General features: G+C 67.9%; 26 protein-coding genes. 13 read left to right on the top strand and 13 right to left on the bottom strand.

The genetic code is table 11. From position 1 onward, the window contains the following. Window positions 1-174: 174 nt before the first annotated feature. Window positions 175-654 (top strand): hypothetical protein, encoded by a 480-nt coding sequence (locus IEX72_RS13110; protein WP_188788075.1) that lies wholly within the window; start codon window positions 175-177, stop codon window positions 652-654. A gap of 132 nt (window positions 655-786) precedes the next feature. On the opposite strand, the gene IEX72_RS13105 is transcribed toward IEX72_RS13110, so the two are convergent. Then, on the bottom strand, window positions 787-1,230 hold the full coding sequence (locus IEX72_RS13105; RefSeq protein WP_188788073.1) for a hypothetical protein: 444 nt from the start codon (window positions 1,228-1,230) through the stop codon (window positions 787-789). 92 nt (window positions 1,231-1,322) lie between these two features. On the opposite strand from IEX72_RS13105, the gene IEX72_RS13100 reads away from it, so the two are divergent. Further along, on the top strand, window positions 1,323-1,469 hold the full coding sequence (locus tag IEX72_RS13100; protein WP_188788071.1) for a DUF1289 domain-containing protein: 147 nt from the start codon (window positions 1,323-1,325) through the stop codon (window positions 1,467-1,469). Window positions 1,470-1,579: 110 nt separating this feature from the next. On the opposite strand, the gene msrA is transcribed toward IEX72_RS13100, so the two are convergent. Continuing rightward, window positions 1,580-2,242 (bottom strand): peptide-methionine (S)-S-oxide reductase MsrA, encoded by a 663-nt coding sequence (gene msrA / locus IEX72_RS13095; RefSeq protein ID WP_188788069.1) that lies wholly within the window; start codon window positions 2,240-2,242, stop codon window positions 1,580-1,582. 106 nt (window positions 2,243-2,348) lie between these two features. Between msrA and IEX72_RS13090 the strand changes: the two genes are divergently transcribed. The 3 genes from IEX72_RS13090 (at window position 2,349) to IEX72_RS13080 (ending at window position 4,230) form a co-directional block, all read left to right on the top strand. Then, complete coding sequence (locus IEX72_RS13090; RefSeq protein WP_188788067.1) at window positions 2,349-2,633, top strand: hypothetical protein; 285 nt, start codon at window positions 2,349-2,351, stop codon at window positions 2,631-2,633. A 287-nt stretch (window positions 2,634-2,920) separates the two neighbouring features. Continuing rightward, window positions 2,921-3,133, top strand: a complete 213-nt coding sequence (locus tag IEX72_RS13085) for a zinc ribbon domain-containing protein (protein ID WP_188788066.1) — start codon at window positions 2,921-2,923, stop codon at window positions 3,131-3,133. A 137-nt stretch (window positions 3,134-3,270) separates the two neighbouring features. Continuing rightward, entirely contained in the window at window positions 3,271-4,230 is a 960-nt protein-coding gene (locus tag IEX72_RS13080) for a PfkB family carbohydrate kinase (RefSeq protein WP_188788108.1), read from the top strand. A 6-nt stretch (window positions 4,231-4,236) separates the two neighbouring features. Here IEX72_RS13080 and IEX72_RS13075 read toward each other — a convergent pair whose 3' ends face one another. Then, window positions 4,237-5,868 carry a potassium channel family protein gene (locus IEX72_RS13075; protein ID WP_188788064.1) on the bottom strand — a complete coding sequence of 544 codons (1,632 nt, stop codon included), beginning with the start codon at window positions 5,866-5,868 and terminating at the stop codon, window positions 4,237-4,239. Between the two features lie 476 nt (window positions 5,869-6,344). Between IEX72_RS13075 and IEX72_RS13070 the strand changes: the two genes are divergently transcribed. The 3 genes from IEX72_RS13070 (at window position 6,345) to IEX72_RS13060 (ending at window position 8,597) form a co-directional block, all read left to right on the top strand. Beyond that, a complete protein-coding gene (locus IEX72_RS13070) occupies window positions 6,345-6,620 on the top strand; it encodes a hypothetical protein (RefSeq protein WP_188788062.1) in 276 nt (91 codons plus the stop codon). 71 nt (window positions 6,621-6,691) lie between these two features. Next, complete coding sequence (locus tag IEX72_RS13065) at window positions 6,692-7,657, top strand: S49 family peptidase (RefSeq protein ID WP_188788061.1); 966 nt, start codon at window positions 6,692-6,694, stop codon at window positions 7,655-7,657. Further along, window positions 7,650-8,597: a DUF4350 domain-containing protein gene (locus tag IEX72_RS13060; RefSeq protein WP_188788058.1), complete on the top strand. Its 948-nt coding sequence runs from the start codon at window positions 7,650-7,652 to the stop codon at window positions 8,595-8,597. Before IEX72_RS13065 ends, IEX72_RS13060 begins: the two co-directional genes overlap by 8 nt. 57 nt (window positions 8,598-8,654) lie before the next feature. Here the strand turns inward: IEX72_RS13060 and IEX72_RS13055 are convergent, their stop codons facing one another. The 4 genes from IEX72_RS13055 to IEX72_RS13040 form a co-directional block, all read right to left on the bottom strand. Further along, on the bottom strand, window positions 8,655-10,004 hold the full coding sequence (locus tag IEX72_RS13055; protein ID WP_188788056.1) for a cytochrome P450: 1,350 nt from the start codon (window positions 10,002-10,004) through the stop codon (window positions 8,655-8,657). A 363-nt stretch (window positions 10,005-10,367) separates the two neighbouring features. Continuing rightward, window positions 10,368-10,898, bottom strand: a complete 531-nt coding sequence (locus tag IEX72_RS13050) for a PH domain-containing protein (protein WP_188788054.1) — start codon at window positions 10,896-10,898, stop codon at window positions 10,368-10,370. After that, the gene (locus IEX72_RS13045; RefSeq protein WP_188788052.1) at window positions 10,895-11,521 is read right to left on the bottom strand and encodes a PH domain-containing protein; all 627 of its coding nucleotides are present in this window, start codon (window positions 11,519-11,521) and stop codon (window positions 10,895-10,897) included. The genes IEX72_RS13050 and IEX72_RS13045 overlap by 4 nt, the downstream gene beginning before the upstream one ends. 441 nt (window positions 11,522-11,962) lie before the next feature. Continuing rightward, on the bottom strand, window positions 11,963-12,385 hold the full coding sequence (locus IEX72_RS13040) for an Lrp/AsnC family transcriptional regulator (RefSeq protein ID WP_188788050.1): 423 nt from the start codon (window positions 12,383-12,385) through the stop codon (window positions 11,963-11,965). Between the two features lie 97 nt (window positions 12,386-12,482). Here IEX72_RS13040 and carA point away from each other — a divergent pair, with 97 nt between their 5' ends. Beyond that, on the top strand, window positions 12,483-13,547 hold the full coding sequence (gene carA, locus IEX72_RS13035) for a glutamine-hydrolyzing carbamoyl-phosphate synthase small subunit (protein WP_188788048.1): 1,065 nt from the start codon (window positions 12,483-12,485) through the stop codon (window positions 13,545-13,547). 28 nt (window positions 13,548-13,575) lie between these two features. Here the strand turns inward: carA and IEX72_RS13030 are convergent, their stop codons facing one another. Then, a complete protein-coding gene (locus tag IEX72_RS13030; protein WP_188788046.1) occupies window positions 13,576-13,743 on the bottom strand; it encodes a hypothetical protein in 168 nt (55 codons plus the stop codon). A 294-nt stretch (window positions 13,744-14,037) separates the two neighbouring features. Between IEX72_RS13030 and IEX72_RS13025 the strand changes: the two genes are divergently transcribed. Next, on the top strand, window positions 14,038-15,531 hold the full coding sequence (locus IEX72_RS13025) for a hemolysin family protein (RefSeq protein ID WP_188788044.1): 1,494 nt from the start codon (window positions 14,038-14,040) through the stop codon (window positions 15,529-15,531). Between the two features lie 77 nt (window positions 15,532-15,608). Here IEX72_RS13025 and IEX72_RS13020 read toward each other — a convergent pair whose 3' ends face one another. The 5 genes from IEX72_RS13020 to IEX72_RS13000 all read right to left on the bottom strand — a co-directional run bounded on the left by IEX72_RS13020 (window position 15,609) and on the right by IEX72_RS13000 (window position 19,608). After that, window positions 15,609-16,805, bottom strand: coding sequence for an inorganic phosphate transporter (locus IEX72_RS13020; protein WP_188788042.1), 1,197 nt, complete (start codon window positions 16,803-16,805; stop codon window positions 15,609-15,611). Between the two features lie 5 nt (window positions 16,806-16,810). Further along, the gene (locus IEX72_RS13015) at window positions 16,811-17,032 is read right to left on the bottom strand and encodes a DUF7859 family protein (RefSeq protein WP_229663843.1); all 222 of its coding nucleotides are present in this window, start codon (window positions 17,030-17,032) and stop codon (window positions 16,811-16,813) included. A 643-nt stretch (window positions 17,033-17,675) separates the two neighbouring features. Continuing rightward, window positions 17,676-18,191 carry a metallophosphoesterase gene (locus tag IEX72_RS13010; RefSeq protein WP_188788040.1) on the bottom strand — a complete coding sequence of 172 codons (516 nt, stop codon included), beginning with the start codon at window positions 18,189-18,191 and terminating at the stop codon, window positions 17,676-17,678. Between the two features lie 72 nt (window positions 18,192-18,263). Next, complete coding sequence (locus IEX72_RS13005; RefSeq protein ID WP_188788037.1) at window positions 18,264-19,289, bottom strand: threonine aldolase family protein; 1,026 nt, start codon at window positions 19,287-19,289, stop codon at window positions 18,264-18,266. A gap of 109 nt (window positions 19,290-19,398) precedes the next feature. Beyond that, on the bottom strand, window positions 19,399-19,608 hold the full coding sequence (locus IEX72_RS13000; RefSeq protein ID WP_188788104.1) for a hypothetical protein: 210 nt from the start codon (window positions 19,606-19,608) through the stop codon (window positions 19,399-19,401). Between the two features lie 100 nt (window positions 19,609-19,708). On the opposite strand from IEX72_RS13000, the gene IEX72_RS12995 reads away from it, so the two are divergent. The 3 genes from IEX72_RS12995 (at window position 19,709) to IEX72_RS12985 (ending at window position 20,740) form a co-directional block, all read left to right on the top strand. Continuing rightward, the gene (locus IEX72_RS12995) at window positions 19,709-20,023 is read left to right on the top strand and encodes a hypothetical protein (RefSeq protein WP_188788035.1); all 315 of its coding nucleotides are present in this window, start codon (window positions 19,709-19,711) and stop codon (window positions 20,021-20,023) included. A 28-nt stretch (window positions 20,024-20,051) separates the two neighbouring features. Then, window positions 20,052-20,459 (top strand): SRPBCC family protein, encoded by a 408-nt coding sequence (locus tag IEX72_RS12990; RefSeq protein ID WP_188788032.1) that lies wholly within the window; start codon window positions 20,052-20,054, stop codon window positions 20,457-20,459. A 74-nt stretch (window positions 20,460-20,533) separates the two neighbouring features. Next, window positions 20,534-20,740, top strand: a complete 207-nt coding sequence (locus tag IEX72_RS12985; protein ID WP_188788031.1) for a hypothetical protein — start codon at window positions 20,534-20,536, stop codon at window positions 20,738-20,740. Window positions 20,741-20,880: the final 140 nt, after the last annotated feature.

The following is a 20,880-nucleotide window of genomic DNA, read 5'->3' as shown; positions in this document are numbered from 1 at the left end:
CAAGCGACACTAGTGGGACGAACCCACGACCGGCTCCGACCGCTCGCTTCCCGTCGATCACCAGCTCCGACCGATCACGCCCCGACACTCACGCACCCCGGCCGTCCGCACCGTGGCCACGACGCGTCCGGACAGCTTCAGTACCCTTGACGCCGTACATCTCCCCGATCAGCAATGACAGGTGATCGGCGCGCGCTGCTCGAAGCGTTCATTCGGTCGGACGTATCGCCGGACGGGAAGTGGTGGCTCGACGTGCCGGTCGGGCTCTCGATCGGCGACCCTGACACGTACGCCACCGTCGACGCGGTCTGTCTCACCTCTCGCGACCCGGAACTCCCGGAGGAGTTCCCGGACCACGACGGCGTGCCGTATGTCTACCACGAAGTCGACGCGGAGATCGGGCTCGGCAAGGCCGACGCCTTCCGGGCGCTCCGGGAGACCGACACCTTCGACGGCGCGTCCGTGGTGCTCGTGGGTGCCGAATCGGGGGCGTCCTCGGTCGGGACGGTCGGCGACCTGCTCGCACACCAGGAACTTCTCGAAGCCGACTGGGACTGGACCGTCGAAGAACGGGTGCTCGTCAGCGACACCGACAGCGACCACGTCACCCACGTGTGCCGGGCGCTTTCGGTCCGGCCCGTCCGCGTGGCCTGACACTGGCGGCCCCTGCCGCTTTTGCGTACCGAACGGTCACCAACCATCCACGCCCGCGTCGGACGACCGACGCCGACGCAGCGGCGCCTCGAACGCCGGCGTGCGGACCGCCCAAGCACTCGTCTGAGGCACCTACCTGACCACGAATATCGTGTAAACCATCGGAACGAACACGACCCCGATGCTGATGACCGCGATCGTGAGCAGTTGCGCCCCCAGATAGAACACTGCCGCTCCGAGCGGCGCCCCGAGCGCGACGAAGAACGTCAGTCCGATCGTAAAGTTGCTGACCCCGTCGTCGCTATCGATCGTGGTTGCGATCCACAGAACGAGGAGGTGAATGAACAGTGGGATCGACGCAAGCGCGGCGTACGCGACATCGACCCACCGCGGCGACACCGTTGTCGCCGACGCGAACTGCCGGAGAGTCCGAACCGCAGTGAGATAGAAGCCGCCGACGCTCTGGACGACCGCGTCAACGGTTCCTGCCGGCGCCCCGGACGTGGTCGCCACGATGATCGAGACCCCGACGAACCCCCACGTCAGCAGCCACACCAGTATCGCACCGAATATCATACGTACTGCCCCGGTCGGACAGATAAAAAACGCACCGACACCCCCCGGCGTCGTCGGTTGCTTTTTAGTGATTGCGACCCGACGTCGTGCTGATGGCAACGTCTCCGTGCGCCGGAACCTGTGAGCTGCGTGACGGCGTCTGCACCGACTGCAACAGGACGCTCGAGGACATCGTGCGCTGGTCGGACATGACCGAAGAGCAGCGGAAGCAGCGGATGGACGAACTGCGCACGGAGTAGTCGTCCGCGGGGAGAGGGCCCGCAGGTCGGCGATGAGTGCGCTCGTCGGGTACCGCCGAGCGCCGTCGACAGAGGGGGAGGTCGGCGGTGGCCCGTGACCCCGACCAGTATCAGATCCGCCGCCGGACCTCATCGAGGACGGCGGGCGGCAGATCCAACTCCGCGAGGACCGACTCCCGTCGCTCCGGGTCACCGTGGCCGGCCGCGAAGCCGTTGAGCCGCGCGGCCACCGTCGAGTCCACCAGGTCGTCGCCGTAGCGGTCAACGAGTTCGTCGCCGACCACCGGCGTCGACCGGAGTTCGTACTTCTGGTGGTACGGCTCCGCCAGGTGGAACGCGTCGAGATCCTCGACCGGCGTCTCGACGGCGCCGCCGATCCGGGATGCGACCTCCTGTCGCGTCCGCTCGGCCGCCTGCCGGTGGGCGACGGTGTCGACCAGGATCACGTTCCGGTACTGCGGCGTCCGCGACGCCGCCCGCGGGTCGTGGGTCGACCAGAACACCTCGAGGAGGTCGGCGTACGAGGTCACGCTGGGGTCGTACTCCACTTGGACGACCTCGGTGTGGTCGCCCAACTCGTGGTAGGTCGGCTCCGGTGTCGTCCCGCCGGCGTACCCCACACGCGTCCTGACGACGCCCTCCATCGCCCCAAAGCGCGCGTCAGGCCCCCAGAAACAGCCGAGTCCGAACGTAGCGGTGTCGGTCGCACTCGACGGCGGTGCCGCGTCGTCGGGCGCGAGGTCCGTCTGGCGTGTCCCGGCGTGGTCGCTCATACCATCCGTTGGACCCCGACCGGCTTCGGTCCTTCGCTACGCCGCTGTCGGGGCTGCGAAGGTTGTTTGTGGCTGTGGCCAGAACCTGGGTTCCGGACCAGCACCGATGCCACCCGACACCCCGCCGCCGTTGCCCGCGGACGTTCGTGACGTTCTCGCACAACTACTGACGGCGGCCGACGACTCGGTCGCGGCGAGCGAGCACGACGACACCCAGGCGATCCTCGACACCGTCGAGACGGTCGTCCGGAACAAGGTTCCCGACCCCGACGAGCGCGAGCGGCTGCTGGCCGGGTGTGGGACCGTGCGCGACGCCCTCGGGTCGGACAGTGGGATCGCACAGGGGTATCTGCGGTCGATGCGGCGGCGGGTCCGTGACGCGCCGACGTGACGCCGTCGCCGACTACCGGGACCCCGATGCGTTGGAACGCGCCCCCAACGACCTCGGAGGTGAAAGCGGGATCCACCTCGTCAGCGCGCACCACAACGACGACCGGCTCTGGGGGTCCTTCGGCCTCGTGGCACCTCACCCAGCCCCTAGCCGCCTTCGTTCCGAACGGCTGAAGACCGTCACAGGGCGGCCCGATCCTCGCCTCCGACCACCCCGGCTCGATCCGAGACTGCAACGCCCGCTTGAGTCAAGCCAACCCTGATTCCGATGCCTCCGGACGCACCGGTATGGACACAGACACAGATCGCGGCTGTCCGAAATGTGGCCACACCGAGACCGACATCGGCACGGTCTCCACCACCGGCGGGGGCCTCTCGAAGCTGTTCGACATTCAGACGAACAGCTTCGACGTCGTCTCGTGTACGAACTGCGGCTACTCCGAACTCTACCGCGACACGACTTCGGGGGCGAGCGACGTCGTCGACGTCTTCTTGGGGTGACCGGCGGCGTCGCCCTCGTGTTCGGCCTGCTTGCGGTCGTCGGCCCGGTCGTGGCTTCCCCCGCTCGCGTTCCGGGTGGCTCCAACCCGCTCCCGTCGTACCCGAACGTTTTCTACGCCCGACTCCGACGCCTGGGTATGGACGACACCGACGGCTCACCCGATATCTTCGTTGCCGGCGAGTGTCTCGTTGATCTCCTTCCGGACGCACCTGGTCGCCTCGCGACGGTCGAGCAGTTCCACCGCCGCGCCGGCGGCGCGCCCGCAAACGTCGCAGTCCGGCTCGCCGACCTCGGGCCCGCACCGTGGTTCTGGACCCGACTCGGCGACGACGCCTTCGGCGAGTTCCTGACGGAGACGCTCGTGTCGGCCGGACTCCCCGACCGGTTCGTCCGGACCGACCCCGACGCGAAGACGCCGGTGGCGTTCGTGGCCCACGACGACAACGCCGACCGGGAGTTCAGTTTCTACCGGGCGGGAACCGCCGACACGAGGTTCGCCTCCGGTACTGTCCCTGGCGACGCGCTTGACGCCGTCGAGTGGGTCGTCTTCGGCGGCGTCTGCTTGTCGACCGAGCCCGCGCGGACCGCGATGTTCGATCTGGTCGACCGCGCCAGGGACCGGAACTGCACCGTCGCGTTCGACCCCAATGCCCGACCCGAACTCTGGGACGGTGGGTTTCCGGCCGCGTTCGACGCCGCTTGCGCCGCCGCCGACGTGGTGAAGGCGACGCCGGCAGACCTCGCAGCCGCCGGGATCGAGGGGCCACCCGACGCCTTGCTCGACGCGGTTCTGGATCGCGGCCCTCACACCGCGTTCCTCACCCTCGGCGACGAGGGGGCGGTCGCGCGTGCGACCGACGCGGCGCCGTGGGGGCCGGCGGACGCGTCCCACCACGGGTACGACATCGATGTGGTGGACACCACCGGCGCGGGCGACGCGTTCACCGCCGGGGCGATCCGCGGGCTCGCCGACAGGGTGGAGCTGGCTGCGGCGCTGTCGTTGGGAAACGCCACGGCCGCCGCGACGACGACCGAATCGGGCGCCATCGACGCCGACGTGGACCGGTCGGTGGTCGACCGACTCCGCGGAGAGTGACCGGTATCAGGCCATCCGTTCGTTGAACCGCCGGGTTCCCTCGTCAGTCCCCGCGACGATGAGGTCGTCGCCCGCCTCGATCCGGAACGCCGGCCCGAGATCGGTGAGGACCGTACCGTCGCGGTCGACCCCGACGACCGTACAGCCGGTCCTGCCACGGACGTCGGCGCCGCCGAGGGTCCGTCCCGCCAACCCGGGTGCAGCCGTCCGGATCACCTCCACCTGGTGTTCGAGCGAGAGTACGTCTTCGTCTTGGAGGATGCTCGACGCGAGCATCCGCCCGGTCACCGTGGCGAGCGACAGCACGTAGTCCGCACCCGCCCGGTACATCTTCTGGATGCTCCGGGCCTTCTCCACCCGGGCGATGATCTCGGTCTCGGGGCTCAGATCACGGATCACGAGCGTCGCAAACTCCGTGGTGGTGTCGTCCGGGAGCGCGAGGATGACCGACCGGGCCCCGTGGATCCCCGCCGCCTCCAGCGTCTCCGGTTCGGTCGCGTCGCCGACGACATCGACGCCGTCGGTGTCCGCCCTGTCGACGACCGTGTACTCCGTGCCCGCGTCCGCCAGCGTGTCGGCGATCGACAGCCCGACTTGGCCGTACCCGACGACGATCGTCTTCCCGTTGTCGAACCGCCGGACCGACGACCGGGTGAGTTCCCGGAGCTCCGCCAGCTGTTCGTCTCGACCCGTGACCAAGAGCACGGTCCCGTTCGTGATCGTGGTCTCGGGATCCGGCGGGGTCTCGAACTCGCCGCGGAACCACGCCCCGATCAGGTTGACGCCGGCCTGCTCTCGGAGCCCGCTTTCGGCGAGCGTCCTATCGACCAGCCGGCTCCCGCGCCGGACGGGAAGCTCCACGATCTCGAAGTCGTCGCCGATCTCGATCACGTCACCGAGGTCCGTAGCAACCGAGGTCGTCACCTTCGACGCGAGGCTCCCGCCGAGCAGCGGTCGTGGGGAGAGCACCGTATCGGCGCCGGCCAGCCGGTGGTACGGCCGGCGGTCGGGGTCCTCGACGACGCTGACGATCGGAACGTCCTCCGCAACTTCCTGCGCGGTCAACACGATACTCGCGTCGACCTGATCGGAGACGTCAGCCACCAGCGCGCGGGCCGTCTCCACTCCCGCGGCCTCCAGCCCGTCGGCCGATTCGGGGTCGGCGTGGATCACCCGGTAGCCGTCCTCGTAGAGGTCGACCGCGCGCTCCCGGTCCGGTTCGACGACGACGTAGTCGACGTCCCACGACCCGAGTTCACCGATGAGGGCCTCCGCACGGGCGGTGAACGAACAGATGACGACGTGGTTCTCGACGTCCTCGACCGACCTCGGAACCGTGGTCGATAACACTTCCTGGAGGAGCGGAAACGCCAGCACGGGCAGCGCGGTGAAGATGAGCGCGACACCGGTGAGGTCCATCACGATCACCAGGATGTTCATCTCCGGGCTCTCCCACGGCGCGTCGGAGCCGAATCCGGTCGTCGTGAACGTCTCCACGACCACCTGAAACGAGTGGAGAAACGTGAGGCTCTCGCCCTCGTAGATCCGCATTCCGTGGTGGTAGAGCACGGCGTAGCCGAACATGACTGTGACGAGGAGAATGGCGTAGTAGACCGTCCGGCGCTGCCACTTGTCCATACGAGCGTTACCGCGGTTCCCGCGGGTAAAAACACTGCGTCAGTGATCCGCGTCGCGGAGGTCAACGCCGGTCCATTCGGCACTAACACCACGACCGCGTGGTGGCTGTCGGGGGCGACGGTGTCGTCGGTCTTCGAGGTCACCGAGAGGTATCGCAGCGCTTGCAAGTCTGCACTCACTCGATCGCACGCAGTCGTGCGATCTGCTGGGCAATCGGCTGCAAATCCCCTTATTATACGCCGCGGACTCCGGCCACGCCGGGTCGTCGAAGATCCACTCGAAGTGGGGGGTCCAGTCGGCCGGGAACGCCAGTGAGTGGTACGTTAGGAGGTTGACGTCGCCCTCGACACCCAGGGTACTATGGACGCCGAGGGAGCGTACGCCGAGGGAGCGTACGCCCGCGGCTCCCAGTAGCCGGGGCCGTGGGTCCGTGCCGAAGCGCGAGGAGTTCCCGTTCCTCGTACGTCGGGTTGGCGTTGCTCACGACGGCGTCGGGTCGCACCGGTGAGACCCCCTCGGTAACGACCGCGACCGCTGCGCTGCGGGCGTGGGGAACCGCGGTCGTCGTCGCGCTCGGGACGTTCGGGGTGTTCGCTGCCATCTCCCTGGCGTTCCCGAACCCGTTGGCCGGGAGTGAACTCCTGCCCGGCGCGGTGGCGTTCCGGAGCGTCTTCGTCAGTACCACCGCGCTGCCGCACGTCCTCGCGGGGCCGGTGTTCGACACCGAGTGCGGGATCTGGTACGTGCCCTGAGACAACGACGGGGACGCGGTACCCCTACCGCCCGGCCAATGGTTTAAGAATTCGTGGTCCAAGACGTTCCTATGGCTGACAGCCGCTGGCCGATCTCGGAGACGAGAGCCGCGTACGTGGTGGTCGTCACCCTGCTGGTTGTCCTCGCTGCGGTCGTCGCCCCGATCGCGTGGAACCTCGGGTCGACGGCCGCAGACGACAACCCCACGGTGCAGGTCGTCACGCTCCGCGGTGGCACGAACGACGCGAACGTCAACGCGGTCGCGAACACCCTCCGGAACGCGCGGACCAACGACTCCGTTGCCGCCGTCGTCCTCCGGGTCGACAGCCCCGGCGGCCCGGTGGCGCCGAGCGAGGAACTCTACCTCGCGGTCAACCGGACCGCCGCCGAGATGCCTGTGGTCGCGTACGTCGAGGGCGCGGCCGCTTCCGGCGGCTACTACGGCATCGCACCCGCCGACGAGATCTACGTCAAACCCAGTTCGACCGTCGGCAGCATCGGTGTGATCGTCCAGGCGCCGCTGAGTGCGGTCGAACAGGCCGAGCAGGTCTCGGGGACGTACGTCCGCTCCGGCCCCGACAAGGCGCAGATCGACCAGGACCGGCTCCGTGAGGATCTGGAACGACTGCAACGTGCGTTCGTGGAGACGGTGATGACCCACCGCGGCGACGACCTCTCGCTGAGCCGCGAGGAGGTCGCCAACGGCCGGACCTACCTCGGCACCCAAGCGGTCCAGAACGGGTTCGCCGACCGGATCGGCGACAGCGAGGCCGCGATCGAAGCCGCCGCCGACCGGTCCGCCCGAATCGACGGCGACAACTACGACGTCGCGTACACGACCCGGCAGGTGCAGGTGACGCTCTCGATCCAGGCCGCCGCGGTGGATGAAGTCGGCGGGAACACGATCTACTACACCGACACCGACACCGACACCGACGCAGGCGAGTCGGCGTTCGTTCGCCCGGTGCGGTACTACGCCGTGTGGGGCGTTCCTGTCGAGGCTACGGCTCACCGGGAGGGCGGCACCGATGAGTGACCGCACCCTCCTACAGCCGCTCGCAGTGCTCATCATCGCGCTCGCGGTGATCGTGGCCGGGACGTTCGCCGTGTCGGCGCTGGTCGGGACGACGCCGACGGGATCCCCGGACGGCGCGACCATCGACGGCCAATCGCCCGCGCAGTACCAGCCGGAGGCCGCCGACATCGATGCCGACCCCGAGGACGGCGAACTCTCCGTTGAGCCCACGCAGCGCGACAGCCGGATCGTGATCGACCTCAGACGGACCGGCGACACCACGCGTGCGGATCTCGAACCGGTCATTGAGGCGCTGTTCGAGGCGGGCCACTCGGTCACCGTGCTCACTGGTAGCGACGACGAGCCGTTCGGCGACGCGCTCGCGGGGTCGTCCGGACTCCTGATCGTCCAACCCACCAGCCCGTACCCCGACGGCGAGCGCGACGCAGTCAGGGAGTACGTCGACGCCGGCGGCCACGCGGTCCTCACGGGTGAACCCACCCAGACACAGGTCGGTGGCGGGCTGTTCGCGTCGGTCTCGCGGGTCTCGTTCGGCGCGACGGAACTCGCACAGGGGTACGGAGTCACCGTTGGAGCCGAAATGCTCTATAATGTGAACGACACGCGAAACGACAACAACTTCAAGAGCATCTACGCGACGCCGACCCGCGGCGGGGTGCTGACCGAGGGCGTCGACAGGGTCACCTTCGACCGGAGCGGGTACGTCGCGACAAGCGGTGACGACGCCACCGTTCACTACACCGCTGTCGAGGGCACGAAAACCATCGACACCCGACGCGCGGCCACCTACCCAGTTGTCGTCCGCAACGACTCGATGGTGTTTGTCGCCGACGGGTCGTTCCTCTCACAACCCGAACTCTACGACGCCGACAACGAGGTCTTCACGGGCAACCTGCTCTCGTTCCTCGTCAGGGGCGACTCCGGCAACTTCGGCGGGTAGCGGCTGCTCGGCGCTTTCCGAGGCCTTCGGAACCGACGCCCCTGTGCCGACTCGGGCTCACTCCGCCCGCGAGACCGTGGCGTCGACGCCGTCGCCCGGTCTGAGCGTCGGCGTCACCATCAGGTTCGAGAGCTGGCCGCGGGGAACCTCTACGTCGAACTCGCGGACCAGGGTCGCGAGCGCGACGCGGGCACCGCTCTCCGCGAACCCGCGCCCGATACACGCGTGGGGCCCGCTGGCGAACGCGAAGTACGCCGGGCGCTCGCTGGGACCGCGGTCGTCCCACCGCGAGGGGTCGAACGCCGCCGGATTCTCGAAGTACCGCCCGTCGCGGTGGACCGACCACTGCGGCGCGATGACCAGCGACCCGTCGTCGATTCCGTATCCGCCGAGCGACTGCGCGCCCTGTGCGCTGCGGAGCACCGCCCACGCCGGCGGGTAGAGCCGGAGCGCCTCGGTGAACACCTGCCCGGTGTAGGTGAGGTCTGCGGCGTGTTCGTATCCCGGTTCGTCGTCGCCGATGACCTCGCGGGCCTCCGCGCGAACCCGCTCGCGAACTTCGGGGTGCCACGAGAGCAGCGCCTGGGTATAGGTCGTCCCGAGTGCGGTCGTCTCGTGGCCGGCGATCAGGAACGACACCACCTGGTCGCGGAGGTGGTTCTCGGGGTAGTCGCGGTCGCCCGACGCCTCTGCGAGCAAGAGGAAATCGAGCATGTCCTGCGGCGGGGTGTCGGGGTCGCGTGTCTCCCGTTTGGTCTCGATGATCTCCTCGCCCATCTCCCGGAGTCGGGCGGCCATTCCCCGTGTTTCCGCGGACGGTCGACCGGGGAACCACTCCGGCGTGATCGTGGTCGGCGACACCTCGAACTCGGTTGCGGCTTGGCGGGCGATCCGGTGCATCTCCGCCGCCCGCTCAGCCCCGATGTCGGCGCCGAACAACGCCTTGCTCGCGGCCCGGACGGTCACGCCGGTCATGTCGCGGTGGAGGTCCCGGTCCGGTTCCCCCGCGTCGACGGCGGCGTCCCACCCGTCGCGGAGCGCTGTCGCCCGGTCGGCCACCGCGTCGACGTAGGTCTCCAGCGGGCCGGCACCGAACCCCGGCGAGATGTCTTCCCGCTGATTCTGCCACGTCGACCCCTCGGTTTGGACCAGTCCGTTCTCGGAGATGAGCGCCGCGGCCCCGCTCGCGGGGATGCGAGCGAAATCGTCGATCCGGTCCATCATTTCGTGGCACAACTCGGGGTTTGTCACCACGACAATTGACGGCCCGACCGGCAGCGACACTTCGGCGATGTCGTCGTACCGCGACTGGATGCCCTCCAAGAACCGCAGCGGTGTCCGCGTGAACCGGAGCGCGTTGATGACGTTGGCCTCGGGTGGGTTTGGTGGACGGCGTCCCTGGCTCATATCGTACCATACGACCGCGTGGGTTTGTGCGTTTCGCGCGCGGAGATCGACCGTGTTGCCGCGATTCCCCGGATGCCACGGGCGGGTGCGGCTGGATCTGTACTGTCGTCTCCGTCGCTGTGACGGCCCACCGTCGGCCCGCAAAAACAGCGGCTTTTATAAAAAAGCGGGGAGAAAAACCAACGAGTTCAGTCGTGAGATGAATCCGACAAATTCTTTCCAAACAAGCCGTGGGACGAGCGCAGCCCGCGCGTCGCACACGACTGGCCCGACGGCCGACCCGGGACCGTCGTCGTGGAGTCGGACGACAACGCCCTTGCAAAGCGCCGTCCGGGCGTAGAACGCGTTCTTCCCGCCCCCGAGTCACTCGATCCCGGCCCGGATCTCACGGACGACCGCTAGCACCGACCGCCACCGTGTCACTGATCCGGGGATCCCCCCGTCGTCACGTGCAGTGCGGTCCGTGATCGCCGCCTGGACGGACTCGGGATCGTCGATTCGCCGAAACCGCAGGTCGTCGCCGCCGGCGACCTCCACTGAGATCGTTCCGTAGCCGAAGACCGACCCCGTAACCGACCGGCTGTACCCGGTGTTTTGGACCTTCGTCACTCCGACGCGACGGACAGTGCGGCCGGCCACGCCGCGTTTCGCCCAGAGCGCCCGCGTCGTGAGCAGGTACTCGGTCCGTCGCACGCGGAGGAGGGCCCACACAATCACGCCGACACCGAGTGCGACGCCGATGGCCGCCCGAGGGTCCGCGAGCACTGCTGCCGCGACCGCGAGAGTACACATTGCGACCCCGACACCGACGCCGGGGAGCGCCGCCGAGAGCCGCGGGTGTCCCTCCCAGACAACGCGTTCGTCGCCGTACCGGAACCACCAGTCGTCGCTCATCGTTCGTTGGACGGGGTTCCGTCGTCGGAGTGGTGTCCCTCACTCACCGAGTCGTCGTCGCTGTCGGCCAGTTCCCGATGGATCGCCCGGAGTTCGTGGAGGATCTCGTCCAGCACGTCGTCAGCGCCGTTTCCCGCGTCCCGGTTCCCGTGCTCCTGCCGGTCGTCGACTTCCCGCGCGATCAGTTCCTGCACGGACGCCGGATCCGGAATACTGCGGAGTTTGAGTTCAACGCCCGACCCGCCGGCCGTGCTGACGTCGACGGAGCCGTAGCCGAAGGCCGACCCCAGCGCCGACTGGGAGTAGGAGATGTTCTGGACCTTGTCGAACCCGATCTGTTGGACGTCCCGCGAGAGGATCCCGCGTTTGCTGTAGAGCCCGCGGTTCGTGACGACGTAGTTCGTGTTCGTGTACTGGAGGTACGCGCCGACGACGATCGGGATCCCGACGAGGGCCACCGAGAGCGGGATCCCGACGACGAACGCGGGCACTAGGCTGTACTTGTGCGGTGTACTCGCCCACTGGATCGATTCGCCGTCCTCAAGCGTGAGCCACTCGAGATTGAGGTCGGCTGTATCACCTGAGCCGCGGCTTGGGGTGTCCTGGAGGGCCGTCTTGGACATACATACGCCACAGAAGCGGACCCACAAAACCGTAGCGACTCCGGGTCTGACGTCCTTCGTGGGGTGCCGGTCACAGACCGGGCGTCCCACGGCGGGAGGTTCCCCGCTCGTGGCACCGCACGGTGGGGTTGTGGGCCGTTCCAGTTCGGCCCCCGACCCGGATAGTGGCTTCATCTCCCCCCACGAGGGGTGCATATCCGTACCCGAAACTCGGTGGCACACCCCACAACACGAACCGTGGTCGTTGTTTCGGGTGGTGCCGGATTCATCCCACGGCTAAGCCGTGGGCTCTATCCTCGAATCGCTGTAAACAGGTCCGCGACGCTCGTCTGCACGGGGTGGATGGGAACCGGTTCCACAGGAGACCACGGTCGCCGGACTGCGTCGGTCGCCCGAGCCGCTCGCCGGTGATTACACCGCTGGACCGAGCCGCTCGCCGGACTACGCGGATCGTCCGAGCCGCTCGTCCAGAATCAGTCGCGTCTTGGTGTTCTCGACCTCGTCCATCTCTCGGGCCCGGGTTATGAGCTGGTTTACCGCCCCCGTATCGGCGGCGTCGACCACCAACACCACGTCCTCCTCGCCCGAGACCTGCCACACGAAATCCACCTGATCCCACTCGGCCATCCGCTCGGAGATCTCAGTGGTGTGGACGTTGACTTTCACCGAGACCTCGATCATCGCTTTGATGTTGCCCGTCCGCGTGGAGACGGTGAACCGCTCGATGATCCCGTCGTCAAGCAGGCGCTCGACCCGGTTCCGGACGGTTCCCTCGGAGGTCCCCACCTGTCCGGCGATCTCGGTGTAGGGGGTTCGGGCGTCGCGCCGGAGGATGTCCAGGATCTGGCGGTCGAGGTCGTCCATACCCACGAGACACATCCCGGGGGCTTACCGATTACGAAATTCGTAACTGAGCTACGAAAGGAACACTTATACACCCGGAAAACGTTCGCTTCTCGTAATGTCGGACGCCTATTTGGCCCTAGAGGACGGCCGCGTCATAGAGGCTCGCGGGCGCGCTCCGGGACGGACCCGCGGCGAACTCGTGTTCACGACTGCGTACACCGGCTACGAGGAGAGCCTCACGGATCCCTCATACGAGGAGCAGGTCCTGACCTTTTCGTACCCGTTGATCGGCAACTACGGCGTCCGAGACGAGCGCTTCGAGTCGGACCGCGTCCACCCGCGTGCGGCGATCGCCCACGAGTTCACCGAGGACGTCGCAGAGTGGCTCGACGCGGGTGACGTGCCCGCGATCGACCACATCGACACCCGTGAACTGGTCACGTCGATCCGCGAAGGCGGCGCGATGAAATGTGGCATCGCCGTCGGCGACGGCGCGACCCCCGAGGACGCGAAAGCCGAACTGAGCGAGTGTAGAGGGATGAGCGAGCACGTCGACATCGGAAAGCGCGTCACTACCGTCGACCACACCACCTACGGCGGCGGAGACACCGACGTCGCGCTGATCGACTGCGGCGCGAAGATGTCGATCGTGGAGTCGCTGGTCGACCGCGACGCGACAGTTCACGTGCTCCCGTACGACACTACCCCCGGCGAGATCGCGGCCCTCGACCCCGACCTGCTGTTCATCTCGAACGGCCCCGGCGACCCGGCGAACTTCGAGGCCGCCGAGACCTTGGTCGACGAGTACGTCGGTGACCTCCCGATCGCGGGCATCTGCCTCGGCCAGCAGGTCGTCGCCCGCGCGCTGGGCGGCACCACGGAGAAGATGGCGTTCGGCCACCGCGGCGTCAACCAGCCCGTTCGCGACCTCGATTCCGGGCAGGTCGTGATGACCACCCAGAACCACGGCTACACCGTGGGCGAACCCGGCGACGAACTCGACGTGAAGCAGGTCAACGTCAACGACGGAACCGCCGAAGGCCTCGCGAACGAGGACCTCGACGTGCTTACCCGGCAGTACCACCCCGAGGCCCACCCCGGCCCGCACGACTCGCTTGGCTTCTTTGACGACGTCCTCGCGCTGACCGCCGAGAACCGGAACGTCGTCGCCGACGACTGAGTCGGGTCGCGTTCGGTCGCCGACCGTCTCAGGACAGCCGTTCGAGCGCGTCGGCGGCAACCTCGGACACGAGAGCCATCCCCGCAAGCGTCTCGAGCACTGCCGTCAGTGCCGTGCCCGCCGTGCACTGGTCGGCCGTCGGCCGCCCCCGGAGTCGGTCGGCGTCGAACCGCTCGGTGATCTCCTCGTCGGACACTTCGTCGACCAGTTGCTCGAGCGCCTCACCCGCCGGCGAGGAGACGTCGTAGCCGGCGTGGATGAGCCCGCAAACAACGTCGTCACGTCGCCGTCGCGGACCGTCGACGGGTCCGACTCGACGGCGTCTGCGATCCCCTCGATCCGGTCTTCGGACACCTGCGTCAACGAATATTCTGTGAAAAACGCTTGGTACAGCGCGACTCCGTCCTGCGGTCCTGGACCGAGACGCGCAGACGTGGGCGTGTTGGAGGGTAACGCTTAATTCCGGGGCCGGACAACCTGGGGTACCTGTATGGGCTTATCTCCGCCACTCACGTCTGTCACCGTCCGGTCTCACCCCCTGGCCGGCGGGACAACCGCGGCCGTCCCCACCGTCAGGTCTCCGGCATCCTTCGGTCCCACACCGCGCCTCGGACTCCTCCAAACCGCACCGATCACCGACACGACAGTGACGATCGCCGGGGCGGTCGTGATCGTCGTCCTGATCGCGCTCTCGGGGTTCTTTTCATCGTCGGAGATCGCCATGTTCTCACTGGCGAAACACCGCGTCGATTCGATGGTCGAAGACGGGGTCCCCGGATCGAAGACGGTCAGCCAACTCAAATCGAACCCCCACCGCCTCCTGATCACCATCCTGGTCGGCAACAACATCGTCAACATCGCGATGTCGTCGATAGCGACCGCGATCGTCGGGATCTACTTCGACCCGGGAACGGCCGTGCTCGCTTCGACGTTCGGAATCACGACGCTCGTGTTGTTGTTCGGCGAGAGCGCGCCGAAGTCCTACGCCGTCGAGAACACCGAGTCGTGGGCGCTCCGGATCGCCCGCCCGCTGAAATACTCGGAGTACGTGTTGCTCCCGCTGGTCGTCGTTTTCGACCGGTTGACGCGGCTAATAAACCAGCTTACCGGCGGGCGGTCGGCGATCGAAACCTCCTATATCACCCGCGATGAGATCCAGAACCTCATCCAGACCGGCGAGCGCGAGGGCGTGATCGAAGAGGACGAACGCGAGATGCTCGACCGCATCTTCCGGTTCAACCAGACCATCGTGAAAGAGGTGATGACGCCGCGGCTCGACATGACCGCCGTGCCGAAAGACGCCACCATCGACGAGGCCATCGAGACCTGCGTCCAGTCGGACCACGAGCGGGTCCCGGTGTACGACGGCAACCTCGACAATATCATCGGCATCGTCACGATCCGCGACCTGGTCCGGGAGAAACACTACGGCGAGGGTGACCTGGTGTTGACCGACATCGTCCAGCCCACGCTCCACGTCCCCGAATCGAAGAACGTCGACGAACTCCTGACCGAGATCCAGGACAACCGGCTCCGGATGGTGATCGTCATCGACGAGTTCGGGACCACCGAGGGACTCGTCACCCTGGAGGACATGGTCGAGGAGATCGTCGGCGACATCCTCGAGGACGACGAGGAGGAGGCCTTCGAACGGGTCAACGACCGCGAGACCCTGGTTCGTGGCGAGGTCAACATTGACGAGGTCAACGAGGTGCTCGGGCTTGATCTCCCGGAGGGCGAAGAGTTCGAGACGCTCGCGGGGTTCGTGTTCAACCGCGCCGGCCGGCTGGTTGAGGAGGGCGAACGGATCGCCTACGAGGGCATCACCATCCGGATCGAGCAGGTCGACAACACCCGGATCCAGAAGGCCCGGATCACGATCCCCGAGGAGTCCGAGAGCGAGGAAGACGAACCCGACGCCGACGCGGACGAGCCCGCGGTGGACACCCCTGCCACGGAGTCGGTGTCGGACCCGGCGGAGTAGCCCGGCGTCTTGACATCCTCCCCGCGCTAAAGCACGGGGCTTTCTCCTCGATTCTCCGTAACCGACTACCCGCGGCGTCACAGCACGGCGTCGACACCGAGGAACGCGGCGTACGAGACGGCGAACGCGAACACAAGCGACCCGGCCCACGCCAGGACGGTCTTGAGCATCTTCTCGCGGCTGACGCCAGCCCCGTTTGCGGCGTACCCGCTCCCGATGATCGCGCTGACGATGATCTCGTTGAACGACACCGGGATGCCGAGCGCGACGGCGGTCTGTGCGATGGCAAACGAGGGGATCATCGCAGCGATCGACCGCCGCGGCCCCAGCGACGAGTAGTCCTGCGAGATCGCCTTGATCATGCGCGGCGCGCCGGTCCACGACCCGACCAACAGCCCCAGTCCGCCCCCGACGAGGAGCGCGGGCAGCGGAACCGCCACGGCGTCAAGAAGCGGCACCAGCGGGCCGATCGCCAGTCCCACCTGGCTGCCCCCCGCCGAAAACGCCACCAACCCGCCGAGCACAAGCAGAAACCGGCGCTGGCCCCGCGCGGGATCGATCAGGATGTCCCGTCGGACGGCGACGAACGCCGCCATCGCGAGCAGTAGCGACACCACGACCACGCCGAGATCGGCCCCAACGGCAGGGACTACGACTGGCGGAGTCGCAGCGGCAGCCACCTCGGCGATCGACCGGCCGCCGTTGCCACCGAGGATCGCAAACCGGATGTTCGCGACGAGCAGCCCGACGACGCCGGCGAGACCCGGCACCGCAACGCGCTCCGGCACCGAGGCGTTGCGGAGGAACCGCGCGGTCCCGTACGCGACCCCGCCGCCGGCGAACGGCGTGAGGATCCACAGTGACGCGATCTGCTGGTATTTCGCGACCGCTGGAGCGCCGCCGTTGGCGAGGCCGACGCCGACCACTGCACCCGTAACGGTGAATGCGGTCGCGATGGGGTAGCCCGCGAACACCCCAACCGCCACCAGCGCTGCGGCCACTATCAGCGCGACCGTTGAGGCGGTCGCGGTGAGCACCGAGCCGACCACCAGTTCGGTCCCGACGGCTTCGGTGACGGTCGCACCCTGAAGAACCGCACCCGAGAGGCCGAGCACGCCGACGACGAACCCCGCCCGCATCACCGAGATGGCGTTTGCACCCACTGCGGCGGCGAACGGCGTTGATCCCGAGGAGCCGGCACCGATTGACCACGCCATGAACAGGCTTGCGAGCGCAGCAACGACCAACGTCGCGAGGGTGGCAACCGCGACCATCCGGACTACTTCCTCCGGTAGCCCTCGTCGTACCCCTCCCGGAGCCCGCTGAGGGTGCGCCTGACGAAGAGGAACGCGAAGAAGACGAAGGTGAGGAGGAACACGACCAGAACGATCAGCGCGGGATTGGACGCCACGAAGTCCGTGACGACGTCTATCTGTGCGGGGGCGCCGTCGGCGGGGGCGGTCCGCAACCGTTCGACAACTCCCGGCTGACGGGCGAGCATAGCCCCCGATTTCCCCGGCGTCTGTAAATGCGTTTCGCCCCTCTTGTGGGCACTGTTCGCCGGATACAAACGGCGAAACGCGACCGAACAGACCGCGACACTCCCCGCGTTCCCGCCCCCTCGACCTGGCGGGGGTGGCACCTGACACGGCCAGTGCGGCAAGGGTCGGTCCGGACACGCCCGCAGCCGCGGTGTGGGTTTCGGGCTGTCCACCCTGTGGCGCTTCTCTCCGGGTGGCCTGCTCGCGCTGTTTTTCATCGGCGGTTGAGGCGGTTGACCACGCCGGTGCTGCTCCGGTGGCCTCGCCCTGCATCGGTTCCGGTGAAGGCTAAAACCCGAATTTGAGTCTACGTCGGGTATTTGACCCAGTGGGGTGTATATCTAATCGCAGGGTCGTCGCCGCTTCGGCTCTCCACTGCCCGTCTGCCTCCCCGGTTGCCGAACGGGCCCGCGCGACGGTCGTCGGTGCCTCGCCCACGCCACATCGCCACCGACCGTCGTCCGAGCCCCCACCGGCGGCGGCCCGACGCGCGTTTCATACTCGACCTCACGCCGTAGTGGTGCCATTGGTCGTGAGTGCGATCACCCGATCGCAGCCGTCTGCTTGGCGATCGCGGCGGTGCTGTGTCTCGGCGTCGGCGGCTCACGCACTGGGAGCAACGGTGAACTCCTCGAAGACCTCGCCGTCGACCGTGAGGAGCCGCCCGGAGACGCCGGTTCCGCGGGCTTCGAACTCCGCGTGCGCCGCGCGGTTCCCTCGCGGTTGGGCGTGGCTCCCGGGGTTGACCAGCACGACCTCCCCACCGGGGTCGTAGGTCGGGCGGTGGCTGTGCCCGAACAGCACCACGTCGGCGTCGCGCTGTCGGCCGAACAGCGACAGCGCGGTCGGGCCGCCGCGCCGGGTGTGAGTCACCGCGAACGTGCAACCGCCGAACGTGAGCGTGCGGGCCTCCGGAAGCCGCCGACGGATCGCGGCATCGTCGTTATTGCCGGTGACGCCGAGGAGCCGCGACGCCTCCCGCTCGAAGCCCTCGAGCACGGATTCGCGCATAAAATCGCCCGCGTGGACGACCACCTCGGCGTCGCGGACCGCCTCCAGCGTTCGGCCCGACAGGCGGTGGGTGTCGGTGCTGTGGGTGTCGGAGACGACGGTGAGCATACCACCCGGTACGACACCCGGGGACAAGAACCACCCGACGGGGCGGCAGGCGCCCCGGTCCCGGCTGTCCCCTCACAACGACCGGACTGCGTCGGCGACCCGGTCGACTGCCGCTTCGATGTCGTCGCGGTCGACGCCGAGGTGTGTACAGAACCGCGTGAGGGATGGGCCGTGGGCGCCGCCGCGGACGCCCGCCGCCTCGCAGGCGTCGACGAACCGCTCAGCGCCACCCCCGAGGTCGTCGGTGTTCACCTGGACGATGTTGGTATCCGGCTTCGGTACTCGGAGACCGTCGATCGCGTCGAGTCCGGCTGCGAGCCGCCGGGCGTTGTCGTGGTCGGCCGCGAGCTGGTCGACGTTCTCCAAGGCGAGCAGCCCCGGGGCCGCGATCAGCCCCGCCTGCCGCATCCCGCCGCCGAACAGCTTCCGGACCCGGCGGGCGGCGGCGACGAACTCGGCGTCGCCCGCCAGTACCGACCCCGCGGGCGCACCCAACCCCTTCGAGAGGCAGCACACCACCGAATCCACGTCGCGGACCATCCGCGCAGGGTCGGTGTCGAGCGCGACACACGCATTGAACAGCCGTGCGCCGTCGAGGTGGACCGGGACGTCGCGGTCGTGTGCGGCCGCCGCGGCCGCCGAGATCGACTCCGCGGGGACGGCGACGCCGCCGCGGGCGTTGTGTGTGTTCTCGAGCGTCACCAGCCCGGTCCCGGGGCGGTGGAGCGACTCCGCGACGTGCGCGTCGCGGATCTGGTCGGGGCTCGGTACCGCGCCGTCGGCGTCGATTGTCCGCGGTTGGACCTCCGAGAGCTGCGCCAACCCGGCGAGTTCCCACCGGTAGATGTGGGCCTCGCGGTCGAGCACCACTTCCTGTCCGCGGTCGGTGTGGACCCGCGCGGCGATCTGGTTGCCCATCGTTCCGGTCGGCACGTACAGCGCGTCGTCGGTCCCCACCCGGTCGGCCGCCACGGCCTCGAGGTCGTTCACCGTCGGATCCTCGCCGTACACGTCGTCCCCGACGGCCGCGTTCGCGGCGGCGTCACGCATCGCGTCGGACGGCTGCGTCACCGTGTCGCTCCGGAGGTCGATCGCCATACCGTCGATTCCGCGGCCGGGAAAATATAGCTGCGGTCCGCCTCCGGGTGTGGTGTCCATCCCGGCGTCGGCGCCAGCGGCCGGCGGCCGGCGTTGCAGACGCAGTCCGCTACTGGAGTGTGATGACGTAGGTCAGCGCGAACAGGAGTATCGCGCCCGTCGCGACGTTGATAAAGGTGAGGTCGGCGGCGCCGAGAAGGTCCAACCCCCACACGATGGTGGCCGAAAACCCCGCCGAGAGGGCGATGTTCATGGCGATGAGCACCCGCGGATCTCCCTGCGATCGGCTCGCACCCGCCTCGAAACCGTCGTCGCTCACACCTCCCGAATCGTCGCTCACACCTCCCGAATCGTCGCTCATACCTCTCGAAGGGGGAGTGACCCCTTTAGCTCTTTGCGACGTGGTCCCACCACCCGGTATGGAGGCCCGGAACCGCGACGGGGAGCCGGTCGACACGGTGCCATTCTTTGTGTCGACGGGGATTCTCGGTATGTTGGCGCTCTCGCTCGGGCCGCTGTACGGCCTCGCCTACGGCGTCCCGATCGCCGGGTCGCTCCTGATATCTGTGGGGGTCACTGCGGCGGTCGCTGTCGTCGCGTTCCACCGGTTGATCTGGGTCGCGCCGCCGGCGTGGGTGACGATCCCGCCCGCGGTCCGGTTCCAACGGCTGTGCTACCTCGCGGCCGCATTCGGGCTCATCCTCCTCGGGGTGACGGTGCCGCTGGCGGTGTGATTTTGTACCTCCGTCGACCACGGGAGGTATGCGTGAGGTTGCACTCTCGGAGTTCGTGTTGGCGCGTCCACCGGCCGTCCACCGCGCGCTCTCGCCATCGGAGATGGTCGCCGCCGAGGGGACGTTCGAAATCGCCGACACTCGGGAAGACGAGGCCGGAACCGCGATCGTGGCCTCCGCGCCGGGGGTGACGGTCCTCCTGCGGTTCCAGCCGCGCGAGAACGGACTCGCGTACACCGCTGCGGGGGAGGTCGGGCCGTTCGACCACCTCGAAACCGAGGTGACGGTCGAACCCGAACGGAACGGCTCGCGGGTCACGATGCGGTCGACCGTCTCGCTCAACCTCCCGGTACCCTTCGCCGACCGGATCGCGGCGTGGAAACGCCGCGGGGAACTCCGGCGCGCGCTCGATGAGTTGGTCGACTCGGTTCCGTGAGTTCGGGAGCCGGTTGTGCGATCGCAGCACATATTCACACCAGTATTAGGACACAGCCTTTCTTGACCACCCGTATGAACGTGCTTAACGCGGTGAAAGACGCGCTCGATGCCGGGCCGTCGGCCAAATCGACGCCGGACGACGGATCGAAGGGTGCCTACTGGTGTGACGACTGCGGCAACCGGATCCGGGACGTCGACCTCGAAGGCGAACCGGTCTGTCCGGACTGCGGCGAGGAGCTGCGGTTCGAGCGCGCGACCGGTCGCGGCTGCGCCTGCTGAGCGGTCGGGCGCCCGGTGCTGGCGTGGTTCGCGACTCCAGTCGCGGCTCTTCGTTCCCGGTGTGAGACCCGCTCTACAGATAAACAAGGCGAGTGCCTCGGGGCTTGACCCCGAGGGTGAAGCCGACACGAACGTTTAAC

The sequence above is a fragment of the Halobellus salinus genome (assembly GCF_014646875.1).
Taxonomy (GTDB): Archaea; Halobacteriota; Halobacteria; order Halobacteriales; family Haloferacaceae; genus Haloquadratum; species Haloquadratum salinum.
Note: the sequence above shows the minus strand (reverse complement) of the source record. Positions and strands in the feature narration are given on the sequence as shown.

What these genes read in the sequence shown, in the direction of transcription:
- IEX72_RS13110 (WP_188788075.1), top strand. Translation starts at nt 175, where the DNA reads ATGACAGGTGATCGGCGCGCGCTGCTCGAAGCGTTCATTCGGTCGGAC.
- IEX72_RS13105 (WP_188788073.1), bottom strand. Translation starts at nt 1,230, where the DNA reads ATGATATTCGGTGCGATACTGGTGTGGCTGCTGACGTGGGGGTTCGTC.
- IEX72_RS13100 (WP_188788071.1), top strand. Translation starts at nt 1,323, where the DNA reads ATGGCAACGTCTCCGTGCGCCGGAACCTGTGAGCTGCGTGACGGCGTC.
- msrA (WP_188788069.1), bottom strand. Translation starts at nt 2,242, where the DNA reads ATGAGCGACCACGCCGGGACACGCCAGACGGACCTCGCGCCCGACGAC.
- IEX72_RS13090 (WP_188788067.1), top strand. Translation starts at nt 2,349, where the DNA reads ATGCCACCCGACACCCCGCCGCCGTTGCCCGCGGACGTTCGTGACGTT.
- IEX72_RS13085 (WP_188788066.1), top strand. Translation starts at nt 2,921, where the DNA reads ATGGACACAGACACAGATCGCGGCTGTCCGAAATGTGGCCACACCGAG.
- IEX72_RS13080 (WP_188788108.1), top strand. Translation starts at nt 3,271, where the DNA reads ATGGACGACACCGACGGCTCACCCGATATCTTCGTTGCCGGCGAGTGT.
- IEX72_RS13075 (WP_188788064.1), bottom strand. Translation starts at nt 5,868, where the DNA reads ATGGACAAGTGGCAGCGCCGGACGGTCTACTACGCCATTCTCCTCGTC.
- IEX72_RS13065 (WP_188788061.1), top strand. Translation starts at nt 6,692, where the DNA reads ATGGCTGACAGCCGCTGGCCGATCTCGGAGACGAGAGCCGCGTACGTG.
- IEX72_RS13060 (WP_188788058.1), top strand. Translation starts at nt 7,650, where the DNA reads ATGAGTGACCGCACCCTCCTACAGCCGCTCGCAGTGCTCATCATCGCG.
- IEX72_RS13055 (WP_188788056.1), bottom strand. Translation starts at nt 10,004, where the DNA reads ATGAGCCAGGGACGCCGTCCACCAAACCCACCCGAGGCCAACGTCATC.
- IEX72_RS13050 (WP_188788054.1), bottom strand. Translation starts at nt 10,898, where the DNA reads ATGAGCGACGACTGGTGGTTCCGGTACGGCGACGAACGCGTTGTCTGG.
- IEX72_RS13045 (WP_188788052.1), bottom strand. Translation starts at nt 11,521, where the DNA reads ATGTCCAAGACGGCCCTCCAGGACACCCCAAGCCGCGGCTCAGGTGAT.
- IEX72_RS13040 (WP_188788050.1), bottom strand. Translation starts at nt 12,385, where the DNA reads ATGGACGACCTCGACCGCCAGATCCTGGACATCCTCCGGCGCGACGCC.
- carA (WP_188788048.1), top strand. Translation starts at nt 12,483, where the DNA reads ATGTCGGACGCCTATTTGGCCCTAGAGGACGGCCGCGTCATAGAGGCT.
- IEX72_RS13025 (WP_188788044.1), top strand. Translation starts at nt 14,038, where the DNA reads ATGGGCTTATCTCCGCCACTCACGTCTGTCACCGTCCGGTCTCACCCC.
- IEX72_RS13020 (WP_188788042.1), bottom strand. Translation starts at nt 16,805, where the DNA reads ATGGTCGCGGTTGCCACCCTCGCGACGTTGGTCGTTGCTGCGCTCGCA.
- IEX72_RS13015 (WP_229663843.1), bottom strand. Translation starts at nt 17,032, where the DNA reads ATGCTCGCCCGTCAGCCGGGAGTTGTCGAACGGTTGCGGACCGCCCCC.
- IEX72_RS13010 (WP_188788040.1), bottom strand. Translation starts at nt 18,191, where the DNA reads ATGCTCACCGTCGTCTCCGACACCCACAGCACCGACACCCACCGCCTG.
- IEX72_RS13005 (WP_188788037.1), bottom strand. Translation starts at nt 19,289, where the DNA reads ATGGCGATCGACCTCCGGAGCGACACGGTGACGCAGCCGTCCGACGCG.
- IEX72_RS12995 (WP_188788035.1), top strand. Translation starts at nt 19,709, where the DNA reads ATGGAGGCCCGGAACCGCGACGGGGAGCCGGTCGACACGGTGCCATTC.
- IEX72_RS12990 (WP_188788032.1), top strand. Translation starts at nt 20,052, where the DNA reads ATGCGTGAGGTTGCACTCTCGGAGTTCGTGTTGGCGCGTCCACCGGCC.
- IEX72_RS12985 (WP_188788031.1), top strand. Translation starts at nt 20,534, where the DNA reads ATGAACGTGCTTAACGCGGTGAAAGACGCGCTCGATGCCGGGCCGTCG.